The 23,685-nt window shown below is 51.1% G+C and carries 18 protein-coding genes; 13 read left to right on the forward strand and 5 right to left on the reverse strand.

The features are described from left to right. Window positions 1-381 precede the first annotated feature (381 nt). The gene (locus tag JUF13_RS02605; RefSeq protein WP_203637575.1) at window positions 382-1,026 is read right to left on the reverse strand and encodes a hypothetical protein; all 645 of its coding nucleotides are present in this window, start codon (window positions 1,024-1,026) and stop codon (window positions 382-384) included. A 20-nt stretch (window positions 1,027-1,046) separates the two neighbouring features. Beyond that, the gene (locus tag JUF13_RS02610; protein WP_203637576.1) at window positions 1,047-2,414 is read right to left on the reverse strand and encodes a GH25 family lysozyme; all 1,368 of its coding nucleotides are present in this window, start codon (window positions 2,412-2,414) and stop codon (window positions 1,047-1,049) included. 490 nt (window positions 2,415-2,904) lie between these two features. On the opposite strand from JUF13_RS02610, the gene purH reads away from it, so the two are divergent. Beyond that, window positions 2,905-4,434 carry a bifunctional phosphoribosylaminoimidazolecarboxamide formyltransferase/IMP cyclohydrolase gene (purH, locus tag JUF13_RS02615; protein WP_203637577.1) on the forward strand — a complete coding sequence of 510 codons (1,530 nt, stop codon included), beginning with the start codon at window positions 2,905-2,907 and terminating at the stop codon, window positions 4,432-4,434. 214 nt (window positions 4,435-4,648) lie between these two features. On the opposite strand, the gene JUF13_RS02620 is transcribed toward purH, so the two are convergent. Continuing rightward, window positions 4,649-5,383: an SDR family NAD(P)-dependent oxidoreductase gene (locus JUF13_RS02620; protein ID WP_125764493.1), complete on the reverse strand. Its 735-nt coding sequence runs from the start codon at window positions 5,381-5,383 to the stop codon at window positions 4,649-4,651. A gap of 210 nt (window positions 5,384-5,593) precedes the next feature. Between JUF13_RS02620 and JUF13_RS02625 the strand changes: the two genes are divergently transcribed. From JUF13_RS02625 to JUF13_RS02650, 6 genes are all read left to right on the forward strand, one after another. Next, window positions 5,594-6,646 carry a glycosyltransferase family 2 protein gene (locus JUF13_RS02625; protein ID WP_203637578.1) on the forward strand — a complete coding sequence of 351 codons (1,053 nt, stop codon included), beginning with the start codon at window positions 5,594-5,596 and terminating at the stop codon, window positions 6,644-6,646. After that, complete coding sequence (locus JUF13_RS02630) at window positions 6,643-8,709, forward strand: glycosyltransferase-like membrane protein (RefSeq protein WP_203637579.1); 2,067 nt, start codon at window positions 6,643-6,645, stop codon at window positions 8,707-8,709. The genes JUF13_RS02625 and JUF13_RS02630 overlap by 4 nt, the downstream gene beginning before the upstream one ends. Window positions 8,710-8,831: 122 nt before the next feature. Beyond that, the gene (locus JUF13_RS02635; protein ID WP_203637580.1) at window positions 8,832-9,692 is read left to right on the forward strand and encodes a DUF3737 family protein; all 861 of its coding nucleotides are present in this window, start codon (window positions 8,832-8,834) and stop codon (window positions 9,690-9,692) included. After that, window positions 9,689-10,855, forward strand: a complete 1,167-nt coding sequence (locus JUF13_RS02640) for a MalY/PatB family protein (RefSeq protein WP_203637581.1) — start codon at window positions 9,689-9,691, stop codon at window positions 10,853-10,855. The genes JUF13_RS02635 and JUF13_RS02640 overlap by 4 nt, the downstream gene beginning before the upstream one ends. A 152-nt stretch (window positions 10,856-11,007) precedes the next feature. After that, window positions 11,008-11,955: a Dyp-type peroxidase gene (locus JUF13_RS02645; protein ID WP_203637582.1), complete on the forward strand. Its 948-nt coding sequence runs from the start codon at window positions 11,008-11,010 to the stop codon at window positions 11,953-11,955. A gap of 360 nt (window positions 11,956-12,315) precedes the next feature. Then, window positions 12,316-13,545 (forward strand): MFS transporter, encoded by a 1,230-nt coding sequence (locus JUF13_RS02650; RefSeq protein ID WP_203637583.1) that lies wholly within the window; start codon window positions 12,316-12,318, stop codon window positions 13,543-13,545. A gap of 66 nt (window positions 13,546-13,611) precedes the next feature. Here JUF13_RS02650 and JUF13_RS02655 read toward each other — a convergent pair whose 3' ends face one another. Then, entirely contained in the window at window positions 13,612-15,540 is a 1,929-nt protein-coding gene (locus tag JUF13_RS02655) for an FAD-dependent oxidoreductase (RefSeq protein ID WP_203637584.1), read from the reverse strand. A 142-nt stretch (window positions 15,541-15,682) separates the two neighbouring features. On the opposite strand from JUF13_RS02655, the gene JUF13_RS02660 reads away from it, so the two are divergent. Continuing rightward, window positions 15,683-16,273 carry a TetR/AcrR family transcriptional regulator gene (locus JUF13_RS02660; protein ID WP_203637585.1) on the forward strand — a complete coding sequence of 197 codons (591 nt, stop codon included), beginning with the start codon at window positions 15,683-15,685 and terminating at the stop codon, window positions 16,271-16,273. Between the two features lie 160 nt (window positions 16,274-16,433). On the opposite strand, the gene JUF13_RS02665 is transcribed toward JUF13_RS02660, so the two are convergent. Further along, window positions 16,434-16,913 (reverse strand): hypothetical protein, encoded by a 480-nt coding sequence (locus JUF13_RS02665; RefSeq protein ID WP_203637586.1) that lies wholly within the window; start codon window positions 16,911-16,913, stop codon window positions 16,434-16,436. Window positions 16,914-17,977: 1,064 nt separating this feature from the next. Between JUF13_RS02665 and JUF13_RS02670 the strand changes: the two genes are divergently transcribed. The 5 genes from JUF13_RS02670 to JUF13_RS02690 all read left to right on the forward strand — a co-directional run bounded on the left by JUF13_RS02670 (window position 17,978) and on the right by JUF13_RS02690 (window position 23,553). Continuing rightward, the gene (locus tag JUF13_RS02670; RefSeq protein ID WP_203637587.1) at window positions 17,978-19,186 is read left to right on the forward strand and encodes a betaine/proline/choline family ABC transporter ATP-binding protein; all 1,209 of its coding nucleotides are present in this window, start codon (window positions 17,978-17,980) and stop codon (window positions 19,184-19,186) included. Continuing rightward, window positions 19,183-19,809: an ABC transporter permease gene (locus tag JUF13_RS02675; protein ID WP_203637588.1), complete on the forward strand. Its 627-nt coding sequence runs from the start codon at window positions 19,183-19,185 to the stop codon at window positions 19,807-19,809. The genes JUF13_RS02670 and JUF13_RS02675 overlap by 4 nt, the downstream gene beginning before the upstream one ends. A gap of 9 nt (window positions 19,810-19,818) precedes the next feature. After that, complete coding sequence (locus JUF13_RS02680; protein WP_203637589.1) at window positions 19,819-20,751, forward strand: osmoprotectant ABC transporter substrate-binding protein; 933 nt, start codon at window positions 19,819-19,821, stop codon at window positions 20,749-20,751. Window positions 20,752-20,753: 2 nt separating this feature from the next. Next, entirely contained in the window at window positions 20,754-21,416 is a 663-nt protein-coding gene (locus JUF13_RS02685) for an ABC transporter permease (protein ID WP_308439863.1), read from the forward strand. Between the two features lie 808 nt (window positions 21,417-22,224). Continuing rightward, complete coding sequence (locus JUF13_RS02690; RefSeq protein ID WP_203637590.1) at window positions 22,225-23,553, forward strand: hypothetical protein; 1,329 nt, start codon at window positions 22,225-22,227, stop codon at window positions 23,551-23,553. Window positions 23,554-23,685: the final 132 nt, after the last annotated feature.

Genomic DNA, 23,685 nt, shown 5'->3' on the forward strand with positions numbered 1-23,685 from the left:
TCCGAAGGCGTACTGAAGCCCCGCAAAAACCGCGTGTCTTCAGTACGACCCGGGCTGTAAGGCCGCAAGCCCAGCGACCAAACAGCCCTATCATAGGCTAGGCATTCAACTACCTCCGGCTATCGCTCACGATCCAGGAAAATTATTTATCTCCGCTTTCTAAAAAGCACAGCTCATCAGCTTTTCTTCAGCCTACATCTCAATACATCCCCATATCAAAAGGTGTTTGTCACTAATCCATACTAGTGACAAACACCTCTTCAATACTATATAAACAGACAAAACTAATTAACCATTAGCCACAGTCCAGTCGCCCAACAGGCAACACACAGTTACTGATGACGTTTGTGTCAGCCGGTAAGGCGCGGACAACCAGCAACCCTAGTTGTCCGCGTTTTGGGCGACTTTGACGGTGGCGTCGGCGGTGGTGCCAGTGACGGCGTACACCTGCTTGCCGTCCTGCCAGGTCACCTCATTGGCCTCGTCATCATCGGTCTGACTGTAAACGGTCACGGCGCCCGTGTCTGCGCTGGTTGGCAGACTGGACTTGGTGATCTGCTGGTTGACCTGCTTGGCAAATTGCGTTGGCGTCCCACTCTCATCGGCATTGCTGGTGACAGCTGTCACCGACCAATCGCCTTTGTTCCAGTGAACGTAGGTATGGCCCATAGTCCCCTGCACGACGGCCGTTGTCTGTTTGTTCAATTTAACAGTTGTCCCCGACGTGTTGCCGCCCACGTAGTCGACCTGTTTGGCAGCCGTGTTGGTGCTCCCGTACGTCGTTTTCTTATAGGTCGCGGACTGGCTGTCGCTGGCAGAATAATCGACCTGATAATTTTGTTTCGTTCCGCTGGCACTATTGGCCGTCAGCTTGGTGCCAGCCGCCGTTGCCGTGGTTGGCGCTGTCGTTTGGCTCACGGAACTGACATCATTAGCGGCGTGAATCTGTAAGGCCGTGCCTGACCCCAACGCTAGTAGCGCGAGGGTGGCCGTGACGGTCGTGATTATTTTCGTCTTTCGTTGCATATCTATTCAACTTCTTTCACTTAATTTTTGGTAACGTAAGCCGTTTGGGCCGTCACATATTTCCCATTACTCAGGACCAGATACCGTGACCCCGTCGAGCGCTTCTTGATACCAGTGACTTTCAGCGTGGTCCCCTTCTTAACGGCAGTCGACCGGTTGGCCTTCTTAAAGGAAGACTTGGTGTACTCGTAAACTTTCTTCTTCGTCTTTACGCTTGTGCTCGATCCCAGCGATTCATAGTAAGCATGATCCGAATATGCTGTGTTGGCAGACAAGTATCCCAGCTTCGTCTTGATGCGATACGACTTGCCACTTGGTGCCTTGACGACCTGTCCGGCCACCGTATCACCGGCCACGTAATACCCGCCAGTTTTGGTTTTTAAACTTGAATCAGAATAAATATTCAGTTTGTGATTCAGCTTAAATGAGCCGTGTTGCCCGACCCAGTAGCCCGTGGCATCCTGCGACAAGACCCATTTGCCCAGCGAATCAATGTAGAGTTCCTGCTTAGATTTGTCAGTTGTCACGCTCTTCACCTTAGAAATCGCATAGAATTTTTGCCGGTCCGAGGCCGCAATGGCCGTGCCGTCAGCATACTTGGTCGCACCATTATGTAAGTAGATGTGTTGACCCTTCTTATAGCTACTGTAAGCATAATTCGTGGTCGTGGCGGTGTTGGCCAGCGACGTCGCAATCCCATTAGTCCACCACGAAATCGGGTGCACGGTCGTCACGGCTTTACTGTTGTCGGTGTATTCGCCCAGTGCGGATAAATAATTGTGATCCGTGTACTGCCACAACGCGTAGGAAATCGTTGGCGTCGTGGAGTAGTTCGCAATCCATTGGGCATCAAAATTTTGGCGAGCGGTGTTGGCATAACTTGTAGCAAATGACTGGTAAGAATAGAAAACGAGTTTTTTATTGGTCAGCGCACTCATTTCCTCGTACCAGGCTTTAACGGCGGCGTTCGTGGTCCCGGACGTCACGTCATTTTCTTCAAAGTCTAAAACATAAAATTTTGCGTTTTTATTCGACCGGTTATAAAAATCCTTGGCTTCCTGCTTGGCACTCGCCGCGCTAGTGAACCGGGCGTAGTCGTACTCACCAAAGGGGATCCCGTACTTCACGTAAAGCGCGGTGTTGTTAGTGGCATAGAGGTCTGTGTACGAGGACCCATACTGTCGCCGATTGATGACAAAGGAGACCTGACTCTTCAAATTGGCAACTTGACTCGATGTTAATTTTCCTTGCCATTCAGAAATATCTGGAATGGCTAAGGTGCTCGCCTGGGCAACGGTCTGACCGCCTGCCACCGCGATACCGGCCAAGGCACTCGCCGCAACAATGGCTTGCGTCAGTCGCTTGGTCCATGAATGTTTGCTCGACATATTGTTGACACTTCCCTATCTAAAAATTGATTTTCTGTTCACACAATGTGAGACCCTTCTGGCGTTGCGCCACCTCCTCGTTTCACAGTCCTTTTCCACCATAACCGATTAAAATGTGCATTCCATAACAGGGTGATTGCAGTTCAGTTACCAGATTTTACGATTATATTTATTACAGGAAGACCGCTAAATCAACGATAGTCGTGATAATCCGGGCGGATAATGGTTCGCTCTTTGACTCGAATAAATGCGGAATCCCCCTATTTTGTGTAGTCTCGCGCAACGACCAGGTGGGCGGACTACGAGATAAAAATAGTTTTGCTAGTTAAAGCAAACATTGTTCTGATATTAATGAAATTATATTTGTTAACTGTCCTTTCTAAATTTAATATAGACTAATATACGAATATTTATAATTTATTCTTGTTGATTGTTCAGATGAAATCACGTATGATGGGGTTACTTCAAAAAAACTATTAGGAGGCCCCTTATGCGCCGTGCTTTGTTAAGTGTTTCTGATAAAACTGGATTAGTTGAATTTGCGCAAACGCTGATTGCTCATGACTTTGAAATTGTCTCAACTGGTGGCACCCAGTCCGTCCTCGCCCAGGCTGGCATTCCCGTTCTACCTATTGAAGACGTCACCCATTTTCCAGAAATGTTGGACGGCCGCGTTAAGACCCTGAATCCCTTGGTATTCGGCGGCATTTTGGCCAAACGAGATAACCCCGAACACCAACAAACATTGCTTGATCATGACATCACGCCCATCGACTTGGTCTGTGTGAACCTCTACCCCTTTGCCGCAACCATTGCACAACCAGGCGTGGCCTTGGCTGCAGCCGTTGAACAAATTGATATTGGTGGGCCTTCTTTGATTCGGGCTGCCGCAAAGAACTACGCAGATGTATTAGTCGTTTGTGACCCCGCCGACTACGATCAAGTCGGTCATGCCCTAGCCGAAGAACACGTTGACCTTCGCTTGCGTAAGCACTTGGCAGCCAAGGTGTTCCATCACACCGCGCACTACGACGCCTTGATCGCCAACTACTTAACGGATGAGGCCAAGCCTGATACCTTAACTCTGACTTACGAACGTAAGCAGGCCCTCCGTTACGGGGAAAATCCACAACAGACCGCCACTTTCTACCAAAACTGCGAACCGGTTCCCTTCTCCATTGCGGCCGCCGTTCAATTACACGGGAAACCACTGTCCTTCAACAACATCAAGGACGCCGATGCTGCGTTGGGCCTGATTCGTGAATTTGACGACCCCACCGTTGTGGCCTTAAAGCATATGAATCCCTGTGGTATTGGCTCAGCTGTCGACCTTTCAACGGCCTGGGATAAGTGCTACGAAGCCGATTCAATGTCTATTTTTGGGGGCATCATTGTCTTAAACCGGCCCGTCGACCTGGCGACGGCAACCAAGATGCACAAACTCTTCCTAGAAATCATCATCGCACCAGCCTTTGACGACGATGCCTACGACGTGCTGGCTAAGAAGAAAAATCTACGCTTGTTAACGGTTGATTTCAGTACGGCCAAGGATTCAGAAGAAGATGAACTGGTCAGTGTCCGTGGGGGACTCCTCCGTCAAGAACGTGACAACGTCTACGATGACCCAGCCAAATTCCAAGTCGTCAGCCATGCACAGCCAACCGCCAATCAATTGGCTGCCATTACCTTTGGTCTCAAGGCCATCAAGTTCGTCAAGAGTAACGCCATCCTGATCAACACAGCTGACCAAACCTTAGGCGTCGGTCCCGGCCAAATGAACCGAATCGATGCGGTAAAGATTGCGGTCGGTAAAGCCGAAGTGAAGCCGAACTACGACCAAGCCGTCTTGGTCTCCGATGCCTTCTTCCCCATGGAAGACTGCGTCGAATACGCCGCACAACACGGCATCACGGTCATCGCCGAACCCGGTGGCAGTATCCGTGACCAAGACTCCATTGCCATGGCAGATAAACTCGGTATCGCCCTAGTCTTTACGGGTAACCGCCACTTCCGCCACTAAATTGACGCCACAAGAAAAGGCCGTCGCGACCCAATTAAAGGTTACGCGACGGCCTTTTGTGACCAGAATATTTGAATTTTAATTAAATGCATCGACTTCACACTAACGGGTTAAGGCAGTCAGCAACTCAAAAACAACAGAAATACCAAGGAGCTCCGCAATAATTTCCGGTCACCACCATGTCAGCCGGTAAGGCGAATGAAGCCACCAGTAATTATTGGGCAGACATCCCGCCATCAACGACGAACTCGGACCCCGTTGCATAACTAGCATCGTCTGAAGCCACAAACAGCACTAACTTAGAGACTTCTTCTGGCTTGGCGATTCGACGTAACGGAATGGCCTTGGCAAATTGCTTAACGGCCTCTTCCGTTCCGGGTTGAGAGATCATCGGCGTTTCAATCACCCCTGGATGGACGGAGTTGACTCGCACACCAGATGGGGCCAGCTCCAGGGCGGCCGCCTTGGTCATCCCCCGAACGGCAAACTTCGTGTCCGTGTAACCCACGGCGCCACCGACTAACCCATTCAGTGATGAAATATTCACAATCGAGCCGGAATGTTGTGCGACCATTTCCTTGGCAACAGCCTTCAGGCCCAGGAAGGTTCCCAATTGGTTGATCTGAAAAATCTTCAGGTAGTCATCTTCGCTGATATCTTGCAGGCGCTTGGCAAAAGTAATACCGGCATTATTTACTAAGATATCAATGCGGCCAAACTTAGCTTTGGTCTGGGCAACCACGTTATCCCAGTCGGCAGCGCTCGCCACGTTGTGCTTGATGAAGAGTGTATTCTCGCCGAGTGACTTAGCCAGCGCTTCACCTTCAGCTTCTTTAATGTCGGTGATAACGACCTTGGCCCCTTCACGAACAAATAGCTTCGCGTGTGCGGCTCCCATTCCCTGAGCGGCACCCGTAATGATTGCAACCTTGCCATCTAATTTACCCATCTTGGAAAACCTCCATTTTGTGATTTTATGTACAATAACAATTATAGCGGATTTACTTATCAACCACTAATCAAATGCAACACGCAAAGTTAATCACCCTTAAAAATCGCCCAATTCTAAGTCCCTGACACCCCAAAACACTGTGCTTAGCTTATCATTGGGACACGTAGGGGATTACATGCTTAGTTTTTTCGGGGGAGACGATTTAAAATGACATTGAAGCAACTGCCACGACTGGCTATAGTGGTCCCGTGTTATAACGAAGAACCCGTTTTACCAACCACGGCACCCATTCTCGCAGATATCTTGACCCAGTTGATTCACGACCGTCTGGTGACCGCAGACAGCCGCATCTTATTTGTCGATGACGGCAGTCAGGACCGGACCTGGCGTCTGATTGAACAATTACGTAATCAAAATCCGCATTTTACTGGTCTGAAACTCAGTCGCAACTATGGGCAAGAGGCCGCTCTCATGGCCGGAATGGAAACCGCCGCCCGGCACGCTGACTACGTGATCACCATTGATGCCGACCTCCAGGATGATCCCACGCTCATCCCCGCCATGGTGACCCAGGCGCGCGCCGGATACGACGTGGTTTACGGCGTTCGTAATGATCGGTCCACGGATTCCTGGTTCAAGCGAACGACAGCTAACGGTTTTTACTGGGTCATGGGTAAACTCGGCGTCAACCTGATTCCCAATCACTCTGATTTTCGCCTACTAACGCATCCCGTTCTAACTGCCCTCATGCGCTGCCACGAGACCCGACCGTTCATTCGCGGCATCATTCCTCAGTTAGGTTTTCCAGCCACTAAGCTCTACTACAAGCGGCAACCCCGACAAGCGGGAGTCTCCAAGTATCCGCTGCGAAAAATGCTACGCTTCGCCTTAGATGGCATTCTTTCCTTCTCGGTCGCGCCAATTCGCGCGTTGCTAGTCGCTGGACTAACAATCTGTGGGGGTGCCCTTCTCATGATTCTCTGGATTCTCATCCAGCACTTCCGGGGAACCGTTGTCACGGGTTGGAGCTCCATTATGGCTTCACTTTGGTTCCTAGGTGGCTTTCAACTGGTGGCCATCAGCATCATTGGTGAATACGTAGGGCGGACCTTCACGGAGGTCAAGCACCGCCCACGTTTCATCATTCAAACGGACACGTATACCTCGAGTTTCACAGCGGCTTACCGGGAACCGAGCAATTCTGCGGCCGTTACGTTACACTTAAGTCAATTCAGAACTAAATCAGGAGAACGCTCATGAAAATCCGTCATTATCTCACCGTAACCCTAGGTGGTCTAATCAGCTGCCTACTTTTATTAACTTTTCTATTGGCCCTCTGGCCCGTCACGATTCGGGTAGACCACGACTGGCTCAAGCCACTAGCTTTACTGATGGCTAGCGCCCTGTACTTGGGTGGTGTCGGTCTGCTTTTTCGCTATCTACATCGGATTAAGCCGCGAACGGGTAAGTGGCTGAGTGGGGGCCTCTGGCTGGCCTTCTTAGCGATTCAGCTATGGGTCGCGACCACTTGGGTGGCGGCTCCCCGTGCCGACCTATACTTCGTTCATCAGCAGGCCCTAAATCTCTTGAACGGCCATTGGGACTGGTCACCTTACTTCTACGTATACCCGAATAACGTGACCTTTACGCTCCTACTCAGCGGCATCATGCGAGTGGGCCACCTTCTAACCGGCAGTTATTCCGGTGTTTGGCTAAACATGGTCCAATTTGCTTGGCTGGATGTCGGTCTCCTGGCCATCTGGCAGCAGTTACGGCGCCACAATCCAGCACGCGCCAATTTATTTTTGGTTCTCATCATGACCACGGTACCGCTCTACGCCTACGCGCTAAACACCTACAGCGATACCTACGTCCTCCCACTGGGGCTCCTAGCCTTTGCCGCCTTTCGCCATCTACAACGAGCAAAGAGTTGGGAACAAATTACCTGGCGGAGCATTCTGTTGAGCTGCTTACTGGTTGCGGCCTATCTATTAAAGGCCAACTTTATTGTGCTGGTGATTGCGGTCGTCGTAGCAATCTGGTTACGCCCCAACCAATCCCCGCACCCCAGCTTTACGCGCTGCTTGTTGACCCTGGTCCTCCTAGCCACGCTAGTCGTCGGCGGTGGCCTCACCACTAAATGGCAAAAGGCGAATGGCTATACCGTTGACGCCAATCAATCCCTGCCAGCGACAAGTTGGGTAGCGATGAGTTGGAATCCCCATTCCTACGGTCAGTACAAACGGGCAGACGTCGACGCCATGCGTCAACAACCAACCAAGGCGGCCAAACAAAAATTGGCTAGCCAAACGCTCAAGACACGGCTCCACGACCTGGGCTGGCAAGGCGTTCTCCAGCACCTCTTCCGCAAGGCACGGCTATTTTTGTCCAGCGGGACCTTCGACAGTTTTCAAATCAATCCCGCCTTCGACCGCGCACCTAACTGGTATCGCCAGCACCGCGCCACCAGTGACTGGTTCCTCGCCAACTGGTGTCAAGTCAGCTATCTAGCGCTGATCTTGGTTAATTTAGGCTGGGGCATTCAACAGATTCGCCGTTACCACCTGACTTCGGCCTATCTGCTAGGTGGCCTCTTCTTCATGGGTCTCATCTGTTTTCACGTCATCTTCTGGGAAACGGAAGAACGTTACGCCCTACCGATTCTCTTCCTATTGATTGCGGGCACGGCAGCCGGGTATCGTCAACCACTCAATATTTTGCGTTACTCGCAACGATCCCGCTGGCTGCCCTTGGGCATGGCCCTGGCCTTCACCACGTTGCTGGGCTTCGCCGCCTGGCAGAATAACAATCTGATGGTCCGCTCTAACAGCGACCCGGTCAGCGTTATCAGTCAAAACGAGGGGCGTTACTTCCAAAATCATCAGCTAACGCTCAAATCAAATCGTTCCCTGACCCAGCCTTTCACGGCGTCCCTCCCCTTTGACCAAATTACGGTCAACAATGGCGAACGACTAACTGGACGGCTGACTTTAAAGAACGCCCTAGGTAAGACGGTCTGGCAGTCTCGTGGCCGCCACCTTCGGCTCAACCAAGCGCTGCCCTTACAGCCCGCGGGTCTTTACCGCCTGACCGTCACCAATCGTAGTCCTAAAGATATCACGCTGACCACGGCCCCAGCCACGTACCGACTCCTACCGGAAGCACTCAGCGCTCATCCCGACCAGTATTTGCGGTTCGCCGTGACCCAACAAAGTGTGGCGCCCGTCCTTTCCAATGGAAAATTTTGGCTGCTTTTTGGCGCTATGTGGTTGAGCGGACTCCTAGTCATCGACCGATTCTACTGGTATCGGCGGCGGATTTAAACTTTTTTGTTGAAATCACTTGCCTTAAGGCCACTCGAAGGTACTAGAATAATCTTCATAGGGTCGCAGACTGACCCCGAATTCTAGTCCCTCATCGGTTCAAAAAGGAGTCGAAACAACAATTGACAACAGAAATTAATCAACAAACCTTAACGGGAGAACGGGCCCTTTTTCAAGGCCACGACCTCCATATTACCAATAGCACCTTCGTTGATGGCGAATCGCCATTAAAACACAGCCAAAACGTGGCCATCGACCACACCATTTTTAAGTGGAAATACCCGCTGTGGTACACGCACCACGCGCAACTCGATCACACCACCTGGCAACCAGACGCCCATGCGGGTATTTGGTATACAGACGACCTGACCATGCGTCACAGTCTCGTTCGGGCCACCAAGACGTTCCGCCACGCCAGCAACATCAAGCTAGATGACGTGACCTTCGCCGATGCCGGGGAAACCCTTTGGTGGTGCCAAGATGTTCAGCTCGACAACGTCACGGCGACCGGTGATTACTTTGGGATGAACAGCGAGAATGTCGTTGCCCATAACCTCAAGATCACCGGGAACTATGCCTTCGACGGCAGTAAAAATGTTGAAGTCCACAACTCCACGTTCATCACACACGATGCCTTCTGGAACTGTGACAACGTGACCGTGTACGATTCCACTATCATCGGCGAATACCTGGCCTGGAACACCAAGAACATTACCTTCGTCAACTGTTGGCTCGAAAGTGATCAAGGCCTCTGTTACGTTGACCACCTGACGCTGAAGAACTGTTCCTTGATCAACACCGACCTCTCCTTTGAGTACTGCACGGACATCGATGCCACTATCAACACGGCCATCGATAGCGTGAAGAACCCCGTTAATGGTAAAATTACAGCACCGGCCATTGGCCAAGTCATCTTTGATGATCCCGCCATTGACCCGCAGAAAACGACCATTACCACGACCAAGGAGGCCTTGAATCAATGAGTTATGATTTTTCAGAAATGATTGACCGACGGCACACCAACTCCGTCAAGTGGGACGTTAAGGACAACGAGCTCCCCATGTGGGTGGCTGACATGGACTTCCGGACGGCACCGGCGATTGTCGATGCCATTAAAAACAAGGCGGATGCCGGCATCTTCGGTTACGAAGAAGTCCCCGACGCTTATTTTGAAGCCGTTCAACACTGGTACGCTACCGAACACAACTGGGCCCCCAACACCGATTGGATGCGCTTCGTGACTGGTGTCGTTCCCGCCATCTCCTCTGCCGTTCGGCGCGTGAGTCATCTAGGCGACAACGTGTTGGTTCAGGCACCCGTCTACAACATCTTCTACAATTCCATCGTCAACAATGGCCGGCACGTTTTAGCCAACGACCTGCATTTTCACGATGGCAACTATGAAGTGGATTGGGCTGACCTTGAAGCTAAGCTGGCCGATCCACTGACCACGCTGATGATTCTCTGCAACCCCCACAATCCCGTGGGTAAGGTTTGGCAACCAGACGAATTACGGCGTTTAGCCGACCTCGCCCTGGCCAACCACGTCACGGTCTTCTCCGACGAAATTCACGGTGACATTACGGATGCCGGTCACGGCTATTACCCGTTTGCCTCCGTTAGCGATGCCGCTGCCAACAACAGCATCACCGCTGTTTCCCCCAGCAAGACCTTTAACGTGGCTGCCCTGCATGCCGCAACGCTGATCATCCCGAACAAATTCTTGCGAGACAGCGTCGACCGTGGCATCAACAGTGAAGAACTGGCCGAACCCAATGCCTTCGCTATTCCCGGGACCATTGCGGCCTACACGCAAGGCGCCGAATGGGTCCATGAGTTAAACGCAACGATTACCGCGAACAAGCAAACCCTCACGGCCTTCATTGAAAAGAACTTGCCGGACCTGCACGTCATCAAGGGCCATGCCACTTACCTGGTTTGGATCGACTGCCGCGACGTGACCCATGACACCCAAGCCTTATGCGATGTCATTCGCCAAACGACCGGACTGTTCATTACCGCCGGTGCCGTTTACGGTGGCGATGGTCACGACTTTGTGCGAATCAACGTGGCTTGCCCCGCCGAACGCCTACAAGACGGCTTAAACCGTTTGGCCCAAGGTATTCACACCTTTGAACAAAAGTAATTCCAGCGTCCGAATGTTAGCTAGCCTAACGTCCGGGCGCTTTTTCTTTGCCCAAGGGTTATCATTTGATAACTTAATAAGTGAGTCCCAACAAGTCCCGTGCTATACTAAATTTGATATCGTTTTCACGACCTTAAAGGAGGATGCTTATTATGCCAATCAACCCAGCTGATGCCCAAGATGTTTACCGTGACGCCGGCGACAATATTATGTTTACCACCTACGTCATCGACCGTGATCACCTCGAGGCTGACCGCGAAGCCATCGCCGAATTTTCTGACCGCCTGGCCGCTATCGAACGGAGCATGGACATTCGTTATCCCGATGCCAATCTCCGCGTGGCCTTTGGCTTTGGTGCCAGCGCTTGGAAAGACCTCTTCCCAAATGCCAACGTGCCCAAGGAACTCGTCGACTTTCAGGAAGTCAAAGGGCCCAAGTACACGGCACCCGCAACCCCGGGCGACTTGTTCATGCACGTCCGCGCCAAGGATACGGCGGTCGTCTACGAAGTCATGGACCAAGCCCGCGAATTTCTGCGCGACTGGACGACTGTCGTGGATGAGACCCCGGGCTTCCGCTACTTTGAAGGCCGTGCCATCATCGGCTTTATCGATGGCACCGAGAATCCAGCCGGCCCGGATGCCACGCAGTACGCGTTGATTGGCGACGAAGACCCCGAATTTATTAATGGGTCCTACGCCTTCGCTCAGAAATACGAGCATAACATGGATGCCTGGAACGCCTTGAAGACCGAGGGCCAGGAAAAATCCATTGGTCGGCACAAATTTAGCGACCGTGAACTCGAGGACGACGAAAAGCTCCCCAATGCCCACAACATTGCCTCTCAAGACAACGAGGGCGGTATCGAACACAAAATTGTGCGGATGAACGTGCCCTACGCGCTACCCGGTCAAGGCATCGTCGGCACCTACTTCATCGGCTATGCCCGCCACTTTACCGTGACCCAACGGATGCTGAACAACATGTTTAGCCAGAGTGACCGGCTGCTAGACTTTAGTACACCGATTACGGGGGCGGCGTTCTTTATCCCGTCCCGCCGCCTTCTCGAAACCATCGCGGACGGCAACTACGGCGCTTAAACTAGCCTCTGATTCGCCTTACCGGGAGACACCGGTTTAACCCCGTGTAGCCGCGCTACCTATTTACTAACTTGATCCTATTTTTTAAACCCAAACAGGTCCCAGCTCACGTTTTTTTCCTTCACGTGAACGGGGACCTGTTTTCATTCACCACATCAATGACCCCAATCGAAAGTTTTCAATTGCCGCAACCCCTTATTTCAAACCAATTGCGAGCGCATACAATCAAGTCGCTAACGTTGACGTTCCGGCATTATGGGCGTATCTTAGTAGAGTTACCATTACGGATAATTCACGATTGGTTTGCGTTACTTTGGGTAATCTCACCAATCAATTCAATCAATAGGGAGTTGAACTATTTTGGACGAGTCTGAAAGAGAATCCGGCCCATGGCGGCGTAATTTGCGGGTTCTCTGGTTCTGTACGTTCGTTGCCGGCATGGCTTTTAGTGAAATCATGCCATTTTTATCGTTATATATCAGTAGTTTAGGCGACTACACCAAATCACAGGTGACCATGTATAGTGGTTTGGTCTACGCTGCGGACTTCTTCGTGAGTGCGATTGCTTCCCCACTTTGGGGCATGGTCGCCGATCGCAAGGGTCGGAAATTGATGCTGATGCGGGCTTCACTCGGAACGGCCGGCGCCATGGCGTTGATGGGATTTGCCACCAGCGTTTGGCAGTTAGTGGCCTTGCGAGCCTTACAAGGGGTCTTCGCCGGATTCATTTCCAACGCGCAGGCCTTGGTCGCCTCGCAGACACCCCGCAAACACAGCGGGGCTTCACTCAGCACTCTGATGACCGGAGTGACCAGCGGCATGTTGCTGGGACCCGTCATTGGTGGGATCCTGGCGCAGGTCTTCTCGATTCGGCTGACCTTCTTCATCACGGCCGCCCTGTTGTTCCTCACGTTCATCATGAGTTGGGTGCTGGTCGAAGAAAAATTCAAACCGGTCACCAAGCAACCGGATGCGCCCAAGAGCCACAATCCCCTGGCCGCCTTCCCCAATCCCAAATTGATTCTGGTCCTGTTATCCTCAACCATGATTGTTCAATTCGGGAACATTTCAATTTCACCAATCATTAGTTTGTACGTGAAAGAGTTAATGCACAACGTTGGCCCGATTACAGTGGTCGCCGGAATCATCGCGGCTTTACCAGGGATCTCAAACATCTTTGCTTCCCCGCGCCTCGGGCGTTACGGGGATGAGCACGGCTCTGGTAAGGTCTTGATCTTCGGCTATGTGTTTGCCTTTCTGATGTACCTCCCACAAGGATTCGTCACCAGCGTCTGGATGCTCGGAATTTTACGGTTCATGATCGGGATTTCTGACGGAGCCCTGTTCCCAGAAATCCAAACCCTCCTGACGAAAAACTCGCCGGTCGAATTGACCTCCACCGTCTTCAGCTGGAACCAATCCTTCCAAGCCATCGGCAACATGATGGGCTCACTCCTCGGTGGCTGGATTGCCGGGGTCTTCGACTACAACGCGGTCTTCTTCTCCACGGCCCTGTTGATGCTGGTCAACCTCGCGTTAATCTGGTGGTTAGTCCCAGAGATTCGTAAAGCACGCGTCAAAACAGCTTAAGTTAAAAGCAAATTAAATGGACACGACAATTTTTTAATGTCGTGTCCATTTTTCTATCCACTACACTTACAGTTGTCGAGCTACGACAAATCCTTCATGAACTGCATCGTAAATCTGACGAACACGTTCGGAGTCCCCAATATTATAAATATCCATATCCGTTTGCTCTTCAAGTTTATCTGCCAATGAAGTTTGTGGGACGAAACCAGCCGCCGTCACAACTGCTGTCGCTGACAAAGTCGTTATATTGCCAAACCGATCCACTAAGTTAACCCCCTTGGTCGTTACCTCTTGCAATCTCAGCCCCGTCAATACTTTGACCTGTGCTTGTTTGATTGCAATTTTATAAACTAGGGAAGACTGTGCAGGACTTGCTAAAAACTCATCCATCATTTCAACAATTGTGACTTGTTTACCAGCAGCTTTCAATTCCAAAGCTGTTTCGGCTCCCGTCACGCCGCCACCAATAACGACAACATCATCCCCAGATACATCCTGACGACCACCTAAATAATCCATTGCCGAAATTACATTATCTTGATTAATTCCTGGCACGTCAAGTTTACGTTCGGCACCCCCTACTGCAACAATCACAGCTTGATAGCCTTGATTCACTAAATCTGCGTAAGTTGCTGTTTTCTTTTCTAATTTAATATTTTTACTCCGTGTCACATGCTCTTCGTAGTAAGTCGTAAGTCTACGAATATTGGCTTTACTCTCTGGCGCCGCGGCTTCAACCATGGCTCCGCCAAATGAACGCCGCTCATAGAGTGTGACCTGATGACCACGACTTGCCGCAACCAAAGCGGCCTCACATCCTGCAGGTCCAGCACCAATCACTGCGATATTCTTGCTGACACTTGCTGGTTCATAAGGATTTGATTCATATTTATAAAGCGTTGGATTAACCGTACAATGAATCGGCGTATTTGCCAACAAGCCACGATCCATACAGCCGATTAGGCAATTGATACAAGGATTAATATCGTGTGCCTGATTTCTCTGAGCCTTTTTTGCCCATGCAGGATCTGCTAAGAATGCCCGACCCAGAGCAACAAAATCTCCGGCATTTTTTTCTAAAAGCTGCTCAGCAATCTCTGGTGTAAAAACATTATGACCCGCAAATACGGGAATGTGGACGGCTTCCTTAATTTTCTGTGTATCTCCTGCATTGAAGGCGTTAGGTTTTAACATTTCCATTGAGGCCGTAGCGTGGGTACCACCCATCAAATTCAAATGGGAAACCCCTTCACGTTCAAGCTCCTGGCAAACCTTAATTGTTTCTGGCAATCGGATGCCATCTGGCTCCCAATCGTCCGTTGATAATTTCACGCCGACCGGGAAGTCAGGGCCACACTTTTGTTTAACATCTCTAATGATCTCTAGCAAAAAACGCATCCGATTTTCAAGTGAGCCACCATACATGTCTGTTCGTTGATTATCGTGTGGTGACAAAAAATTCGTTGGAATACAGCCTGCTGCCCCATGAATCTCAAGGACTTCAAATCCTGCCCGCTTACATCGCAACGCAGCATCACCAAACTTATGTACCAAATCATGAATTTCACCAACACTCAAAGCCCGTGGTAATTTTGCTCCGGCCTGATACCATGGTTCGTAAGTGATTGCTGAAGCACCAATGACATCTGCACTTCCTACGAAACCTGCATCACGGCCTGGGTGGGCTAGCTGCATGGCAGGCACAGCACCATGTTCTTTCAAGGCATCTGCCAACAATGATAGCCCAGCAATAAATTCATCTTTATCTGCTCGCAAACCGCAGGATGTCATCGGAACTGGTGTCGCATTATCCATGAAAATTAACCCCGCACCACCATCTGCTGCTTCGGCATAAGCTTTAATTTGTCTATCCGTGACCGTCCCATTAGGATTTCCTAAGTAAGTTCCCATTGAGTTACGCACAATTCTATTTTTGATAACAACATTACCAATTTTGCCTTTTGTAAATAATTTTGGATAATGGCTACTTTTCATCAGTCAGATCTCCTTATCAATCACTTATTTGAATACGCTTTCATTGTGCTATAATTCACTTGTTGCCACAATCACAAGAACTACCTAAAAAGTTGCTTAAGCAACGAAAAAAAAGAGAAGGTTGCTTAAAGGAGGAGAATTCATGTCCACAGACATTCGAATCGTTAAAACTAGACGTAACATTGAATATCACTTTGTTCAGCTACTCGGTCAATTCGATTTTAATGACATCACTATAAAGTTGCTGACAACAACTTGCCAAATTAATAAGACGACCTTCTACAGAAATTATGCTGATAAGTACGATTTACTAAACAAAATTTCAACGGATCTGCTTGAGCATTACATCCATGTGGTTGACCGTGAGCCAACGATTTTGACCGGCGACCCTTCCTACTTGGTACCCATTATTGATTACTTTGAACAAAATCAAGAAACACTGCTCATCTTGCTCCACCGTCCATTGCCAGTCACCTTATTTGATGACATGCTCACCGTTTTTCAGTCAGTTCTACTGACCGCATTTAACGTCAAAGAACCTGATGCTTCTGAAAAGCAGGTTCAAGTGATGTCTTTTTATGCCCGCTTAATTGCTGGCAATATCTTAACAACAATTAGGTGGCAGCATACTGAAAAACCATTGTTACGTAAAGATGAGCTCATTTCACTAATTATGGAAAGCTTCGAAGACGGTGTCTTACCAAGTATTCACGAAAAATTTCCTAATCTTTAGACATAAAAAAACGACAGTCTTCAAGCCATTCTCAGCTTGTGGATTGTCGTTTTTTGGCATCTTAATTTACATGGTAAATCACATTGCACTTTAAAATAATTTAGAGAGTGCTAGTAAAAATCATCAGCAAGTTCAGCCTATAAAGACCTTCAATGGCTATTTACCCCGCAAAACGTTCAAGGGGAACCTCTTCACCCGGCCCAAAAACCGTTGCCGACGTCGTGCTGACACCGAGTAAACTGCTGATGCCGCCGAAGCCGTCGACCATATCGAAAGCAACACCAGCTGCGGCTAAGGTTTGCCGGGCATGGCGTTCTTCCAGCGGCAACTCTTCGATGTCATCCGTGCGACTGATGATCAGTTGTGGATTACCAGCAGCCTGGACCGCCGTTGCCAACGTGCTAGCCGTTTTGGCCAAGCGAATTGTTGGCACCAAGGCCACGACCAGGTCCTGATCCAGCATGGCGGCGCTCAGGCCACCTTCATCCAGCACTTCTTCGGTCAACGCCGTCACAGATTCGGGCAAACTCACCGCACTGGAGGTGTAAACGGTCAGGTCTAACTGACTATTTTGGCTTAATTGACGGACAAAATTTTGACTGGCAGCATCGAGGGCACCAGCGAGTAAGAGTCGTTTCAAGGTCGTAACTTCCTTTCATTCATGTATCGATTTAAGCGCTGGTCATTTTCTTAGCGTATTAGCTGACCAGCGAATATGTGCGTCTTCAAGTGATTGGGTGTGGTTGAAATCCCACAGTGACGCCCGTTATTGGTCTCTTTTAAGCAACCAATCATGCGATGTCCCTAACCCAATGTAAATGATTATAAAGGGTTACAGTAGGTCGAAGGCAACCCCTATTTTAAAAAAATTCTGAGCGAATAAATAAGCAATTACTTATTAAAAACTCATAAAAATATGTTATTGTGTCGAAATACCCTGCAGGCCTGACACAACAACGATACGGTTACGTCCCGAATCCGTTTACACTAGAAGATTATCAACAGAAGGAATAGTTATCTTTTGGTAAATGTAACTCTTTCATGTACAATAGACCTAACTGCGAAACGAAAAACCGAATACGACCGGTCTCCAGGCTGCCCGTCTTGACGTGTGCTCCCGGCACACCGATCGTTATTTTTGTACGCGGACTAAGCTGTGTCGTCCAGGCCTCCGGGCTTACTCGTTACAGTTTATCACTACCTACAGGCCACACGAGTTTAACCACCGACACATTCGTCGCCGCCTTAAACTAGTGCCAGCCACAGGGAGAATAAAAATAGGCTCAGCCGTGGGAATTATCTTAGCGGCGATTTTTGCTGCTTAGATAATTGCTATCTTTGAGACGCCCTGGCAGTCCTATCATCATTCTGTCTTAACCCGTCCAACCACGCAGACCACCGAACACGGTCGCGTGATCACCGTTCACTCACCCCCATAAAAATCAACCTGTTGGGTGAGCGACCAGAGGCGGATCAAGGTGCCCTGCTGTGTCGAGAATATAAGCTGAACGCCTTTCTCAGCTTATATTCTGGGACGACCTTGGAAACACGCGCTTCACAGCGTGGTTTCAAGGCGAGACGCCAGACCGCTTCTCAGGCTGGCGTCGGTCCCCATAGCAGGGCACCTTGAATCCGCCGGCGGGAGCGGGCTTAACGCCACATTTGTTAATTTTTTTGCAACACCATCATACAGGAGGTTAATCTATGCTACTTTCAATGGAACATCTACGTAAGGAATATCCCAATGGCAAGATTGCCGTCGACGACTTCAATTTGCAAGTCGGCCGCGGTGAATTTATTGCGTTCATCGGGACGTCCGGCTCGGGGAAGACCACGACCATGCGGATGATTAACCGCATGCTGAAACAAACGTCCGGGACCATCAAGATCAACGACAAAGATATTTCTAAAATGGACCCGGTCAAGCTCCGGCGGTCCATCGGCTATGTCATCCAAAACATTGGCCTGATGCCCCACATGACCATTCAAGAAAACATCGAAATGGTGCCCAAACTCCTCGGCTGGTCCAAGGAAAAGCGGGCCGAACAAGCCCACAAGATGATTGAGCTGGCCCAACTGCCCGACGACATGCTGAAACGCTACCCCGGCGAACTTTCCGGTGGGCAACAGCAACGGATCGGCGTTGTGCGGGCCCTAGCCGCCGACCAAGAGATCATTTTAATGGATGAACCCTTCGGTGCCCTCGACCCCATCACGCGGGAATCGCTGCAGGATCTGGTCAAGCATTTACAAGAAGACCTGGGTAAGACCTTCATCTTCGTAACCCACGACATGGACGAGGCGCTACATCTAGCCACCAAGGTCGTCATCATGAGCCAAGGCAAGCAGGTCCAGGTCGACACGCCCGAAAATATCTTGCGTCACCCGGCCAACGACTTCGTCACCAACCTGATCGGTGAGGAACGACTGATCCGGGCCCAACCAAACATTTTATCCGTTAGCCAAATCATGTTAAAGAACCCCGTTTCCATCACACCCGACAAGACCGTCGACGATGCCATCGAACTGATGCATGACCGGCGAGTTGATACGCTGCTGGTCACCGACGACGCCGGCGTACTCCAGGGTTACGTTGACCTGGAAGACATCAACCGGATCACCGACCCCCACACGGCCGTGGGTGATTTCACCAACCGGCAAGTCTTCTTTGTGAAGGCCGACTCGCTGATTGGCGATACCGTCGACCGGATTCTGAAACAAGGAGTTAAAAACGTCCCCGTGGTCGACAAGGACAAGCACCTGGTCGGCATCGTCACCCGGACGGCGCTGGTCGACATCGTCTACGATGCCCTGCGTGGCGCGCCCGAAGCTAATGAAGAACCGGCCTCACCGATCAACGCGGATATCCACGCCGCTGCGACCCACGATGAAGGGGGCGAAATCCCACAATGATGCATTTTCTAGCAACTTATGGGACCCAACTGATCGCCAAGACTGGCCAACACCTGTACATCTCGGCGGCCGCCCTGGCCCTTGGGGTCATCGTGGCCGTGCCACTGGGCATCCTGTTGACGCGGATGAAACATGGCGCCAACTTTGTCATTACCCTGGCCGGCGTGCTGCAAACGATTCCGGCCATGGCGTTGTTAGCCATGATGATTCCCCTCTTCGGCATTGGCTCGACGCCCGCCATCGTGGCCCTGTTCATTTACTCCCTGCTGCCCATTTTGCGCAACACTTATTTGGGCATGCAAGGGGTCTCCCCGACCGTGCGTGACGCGGCCAAAGGTATGGGCATGACCTGGTGGCAAATGATGATTCAGGCCGAGATTCCCTTAGCCGCACCGGTCATCATGGCCGGTATCCGGCTGTCCGCGACCTACGTGATTGCGTGGGCCACCCTGGCGTCCTACATCGGTGCCGGTGGTCTGGGGGATTTCATTTTCAACGGACTGAACCTGTACCGCTCTGACCTGATTCTTGGCGGCTCGATTCCCGTTATCCTGTTGGCGCTTCTCGTCGACTATTTATTGGGTAAAGTGGAAACGGCCGTCACGCCACGCCAATTACGATAGGAGGCCGCTATGCGAAAACAGTTACGCAAATGGCTCGCTGCCTTTCTCGTTGCGGTCGTCCTCCTGCCTTTGGGCGGGTGCGCGCTGCCGGGACTGTCTGGCTCGGGCAATAACACCGTGCGAATCGCGTCACAGAATACCACGGAACAACAGATCATGGCCTACGTCATTGCAGGAATGATTGGTCACTATACAAACTTAAACACGACGATCATCAATAACCTGGGATCCGGGAACGTCAGCTTCAACGCCCTGAAAAACAAGCAGGCGGACATCTCATCCATCCGCTTCAACGGGACCGACCTGACGACCATTTTGAATGAAAAATTTGAGCGGGACCCCGCCAAGGTCAAAGCGACCGTCACGCGTGAATTTCAGCAACGTTACCAGATGACTTATTTCAAATCATACGGTTTCGCCGACACCTACGCCTGGATGGTCAAGCCAGCCTTCGCGAAGAAACACCACCTGAAGACCGTCAGTGACCTGCAAAAACTGGCTCCCACTATGAAAGTCGGGATCGACCAAATTTGGCAAAACCGTCAAGGCGACGGGTACCCGGCCTTTCAGAAGATGTACGGCTATAGCTTCGGCACGGTGCTGCCCATGCAGACCGGGTTGCTCTACGACGCCTTATCCGCCGACAAGATGGACGCCATTCTAGGCTACTCCACCGACGGCCGGGTCGCCAGCTATCATTTGAAACTGCTGAAGGACGACAAGAACTTCTTCCCACCCTACGATGCGAGTCCCGTCGCCACCGATGCTATTTTGAAACAGCATCCCGAACTACGCAGCGTGCTGAATCGTTTGGTCGGCAAGGTTTCGCTACAGACCATGCAAAAATTAAACTACCAAGTCGACGACCAACTGGAAGAACCCCAGACGGTTGCCAACAATTTCTTGAAAGAACACCACTACTTTGAAGGGGGGAACGACTAGTTATGAAAGACATGGGTTTACTCAGTCAGCTAGTTTATTACTTTAGCCACAACGGGATGTACGTCCTCAGTCAATTTAACCAAACGTTCCTCGTTTCCATCTACGGGGTGCTGCTGGGCGCCATCGTCGGGATTCCCCTGGGCATTTGGATTTCCCAGTACCGGCGCCTCTCGCCCGTCATTATTGGTATTGCCAACGTGATCCAAACGATTCCGTCACTGGCGATGCTGTCCATCTTGATGCTAGGCCTGGGCTTGGGGCAGACCACGGTCATCGTGACCGTCTTCCTCTACTCCCTGCTGCCCATCATTAAAAACACCTACACCGGTATGCTGAGCGTTGACGCCGACGTGCTGGATGCCGGGAAGGGCATGGGGATGACCCGCTTTCAGGTCATGATGACCATCCGGATTCCCCTATCGCTATCAGTGATCATCGCTGGGATTCGCAACGCCTTAGTCATCGGTATCGGGATCACCGTTATCGGCTCATTCATCGGTTCCGGTGGGCTCGGGGACATCATCGTCCGCGGGACCAACGCCACGAATGGTGGGGCGATTATCCTGGCCGGGGCATTGCCAACGGCTTTGATGGCGATTATCACGGACCTGGTCCTCTCCTTCATCGAAAAGCGCCTGACGCCTAAGACTTCTTCTGAACGGTAGTATTGGTTTGGGTCAAGTGCGTGTAAACTTGGCCGCCTGCGGCTTCCAGGACTACGCCTGCTGTGGGGCCGGTTTCCGCCTGTGGTGCGGGCTCCCACCTCAACTTTGAGCCCTGCGAGAACCGTGCAGGTCTCAAAGGTTGTCCCAGTCTGTAAGCCGGCACAAGACGCCGACCAACAGACTCGACACAGCCGTCTCCGTCCTGGCTTCCTCCGGCTCAGATTGTGACACCAATCTAACGTTGGTTTGGCGAAGTCTTAGGCGGCAGCCGTGGTCGTGGTCAGTTTGCTAGTGTGATGGGCTCGATGGCTGTCACGCTGGTTATTTGTTTCGATAATTTTAGCGCCACCTGCTTCGGTTAACCCGAGGTGGGTGGCGCTTTTCTATTGTCCGTAATTGACTTAACTCCCCAGCCACCTTTGCGGGCAATCAATGCTATACTGTGTAAAGTAATATTCGTAGGTGTCAATGACTATCGACGCCATATGTTAGTTAAATGCTGCCTGAACAACCCCCACACCCGGCCAAAGTACCAACCATCCCTTAATTTTCCTTTGGGGTCGGTGCACAACTCTCAGCCGGAGTCAGCTAGGTGCGAAGTCCCGTGTCGGTGGTTGTTAGGGCGAGTGGTCTTCTCGGCCTTACAGCACGGGCTGTGGTCGAGACTTACGGGTTTCAGTAAGACTTGACCGCAAGGCCGAAGACCGCCCTTCGGCTTCGGGCGTGCCTCATGGGACGAGAGCACCTAGCTGACGCAGGCGGTAAAGTTAGAACCAACCACAAAACGGAAAATCAAGGAGATGATTGGGTGGAGCGGTTACGGCAAGCGGGCATCGACTTTTCCGTCGGTACCCTGAACTTTCTAGCAAATATTGGCCTCATGTTACCCTACATTTTAATGTTATTGAAGTACCAGGAAACGCAGAGCGAGACGTATCTGATTGCCCTGGTGGCCTTCTACATTTCGCGGGCGGCCAGCATTTTTTATACCAAACGCTTAAATCTGCGGTCGAGCACCTACCTCATCGTGAGTCTGGTGCTGGGCGCGCTGGGCAGCTTAATCTTTGCCCTAACAAATGCGGTGGGTTGGCTCGTTATCGGCAGCCTGTTGTGGGGCTACAGTGCCGCCACGATTTGGCCGTACTTTTTGACTCTCAAGCTGCACCTCAGTCAGTCGAGTGAATTTAAAATGAAGCGGCTGTACTGGCTCATCTTCCTGGGGCTCGGCGTGATGCTGGCCATCGATCTGGCGGCCGGGTGGAGCTATACGCTGACCTTTAGCGTGCTGGCACTGCTCTACTTGGGTGCCCTGCCCGGCGGTATTTTGCTGGACAACTTTACCAACGATTTCTACCAGAACCGGCCAACGCATCCCCACGGTCTCCAACAGGGCTGGCGCTGGGCATTGTCTCTGATTGGCTTCGCGGCCATTGCCTTACTGACGACGTTACGGAAGGCCGCGCTGAACCTGCCAAATGGGTTGGTGCTCGCCATCATCGGTGTGGCGCTGGTGATTCTAGCCATCGAGCTGTACGGCGACCGCCACGTGCTGCCCAACTACAAGATTCGCCTGTTAAATCGGGGCTTCCTGATGAGCCTGGTGCTGCTATTTAGCGGGTTCTTCGCCTACTTCTACTTTGGGCATGCGGGGATGTACGTGGTCTTTGCGCTGTACCTCGTCGGGTTTGAGACCGGTTATCCCCTCTTTAATAAACTGGGACGTGGGTCGACCAAACGGGCGCTACGGCTCAGTCAGGTGAGTTTGCTGGCGGGGCACGTGCTCTTGCTGATTCCATGGCGCTGGTCCTACGTGGTGGGAATTTTACTGATTACCCTGTACGTCGGTTACGACAACCCGACCATCAACGCTACCCTGTATGGCGCGCCGGAGATTGACCACGATATGGCCATCGTTCACAAATACCGCTTCTCCACGTACGGCGGCCTGTTGTGCCAACTGGTCATGTTTGGCCTGTTGGTGGCGGTGAGCGCGGGTGCCCATTTATCAATCCTGTCATTCTTCAAACCCAGTGATGCCAGTCATTTCTGGCTGTATACCCTATCTATGAGCTGGCCGTTAACGCTGGCCTCGTTGGGCATTTCGCTGGGAAATATTTTGCACGAACCTAAGGGGTAGCCGGTTGGCTGTCCCTTTTTAATTGCTATCGTCTACGCCATTCAGTATGTAATTTCATCGAACAATTTGGCGCATTTCACTAGCTTTAGTTTTAGCCGTTAACCCCCATCATATCAAGCTTTCACTATCACC

Source organism: Levilactobacillus wangkuiensis (assembly GCF_016861605.1).
GTDB lineage: Bacteria > Bacillota > Bacilli > Lactobacillales > Lactobacillaceae > Levilactobacillus > Levilactobacillus wangkuiensis.

What these genes read in the sequence shown, in the direction of transcription:
- purH (WP_203637577.1), top strand. Translation starts at nt 2,905, where the DNA reads ATGCGCCGTGCTTTGTTAAGTGTTTCTGATAAAACTGGATTAGTTGAA.
- JUF13_RS02680 (WP_203637589.1), top strand. Translation starts at nt 19,819, where the DNA reads ATGCGAAAACAGTTACGCAAATGGCTCGCTGCCTTTCTCGTTGCGGTC.
- JUF13_RS02645 (WP_203637582.1), top strand. Translation starts at nt 11,008, where the DNA reads ATGCCAATCAACCCAGCTGATGCCCAAGATGTTTACCGTGACGCCGGC.
- JUF13_RS02685 (WP_308439863.1), top strand. Translation starts at nt 20,754, where the DNA reads ATGAAAGACATGGGTTTACTCAGTCAGCTAGTTTATTACTTTAGCCAC.
- JUF13_RS02605 (WP_203637575.1), bottom strand. Translation starts at nt 1,026, where the DNA reads ATGCAACGAAAGACGAAAATAATCACGACCGTCACGGCCACCCTCGCG.
- JUF13_RS02610 (WP_203637576.1), bottom strand. Translation starts at nt 2,414, where the DNA reads ATGTCGAGCAAACATTCATGGACCAAGCGACTGACGCAAGCCATTGTT.
- JUF13_RS02625 (WP_203637578.1), top strand. Translation starts at nt 5,594, where the DNA reads ATGACATTGAAGCAACTGCCACGACTGGCTATAGTGGTCCCGTGTTAT.
- JUF13_RS02620 (WP_125764493.1), bottom strand. Translation starts at nt 5,383, where the DNA reads ATGGGTAAATTAGATGGCAAGGTTGCAATCATTACGGGTGCCGCTCAG.
- JUF13_RS02655 (WP_203637584.1), bottom strand. Translation starts at nt 15,540, where the DNA reads ATGAAAAGTAGCCATTATCCAAAATTATTTACAAAAGGCAAAATTGGT.
- JUF13_RS02640 (WP_203637581.1), top strand. Translation starts at nt 9,689, where the DNA reads ATGAGTTATGATTTTTCAGAAATGATTGACCGACGGCACACCAACTCC.
- JUF13_RS02630 (WP_203637579.1), top strand. Translation starts at nt 6,643, where the DNA reads ATGAAAATCCGTCATTATCTCACCGTAACCCTAGGTGGTCTAATCAGC.
- JUF13_RS02670 (WP_203637587.1), top strand. Translation starts at nt 17,978, where the DNA reads ATGCTACTTTCAATGGAACATCTACGTAAGGAATATCCCAATGGCAAG.
- JUF13_RS02660 (WP_203637585.1), top strand. Translation starts at nt 15,683, where the DNA reads ATGTCCACAGACATTCGAATCGTTAAAACTAGACGTAACATTGAATAT.
- JUF13_RS02675 (WP_203637588.1), top strand. Translation starts at nt 19,183, where the DNA reads ATGATGCATTTTCTAGCAACTTATGGGACCCAACTGATCGCCAAGACT.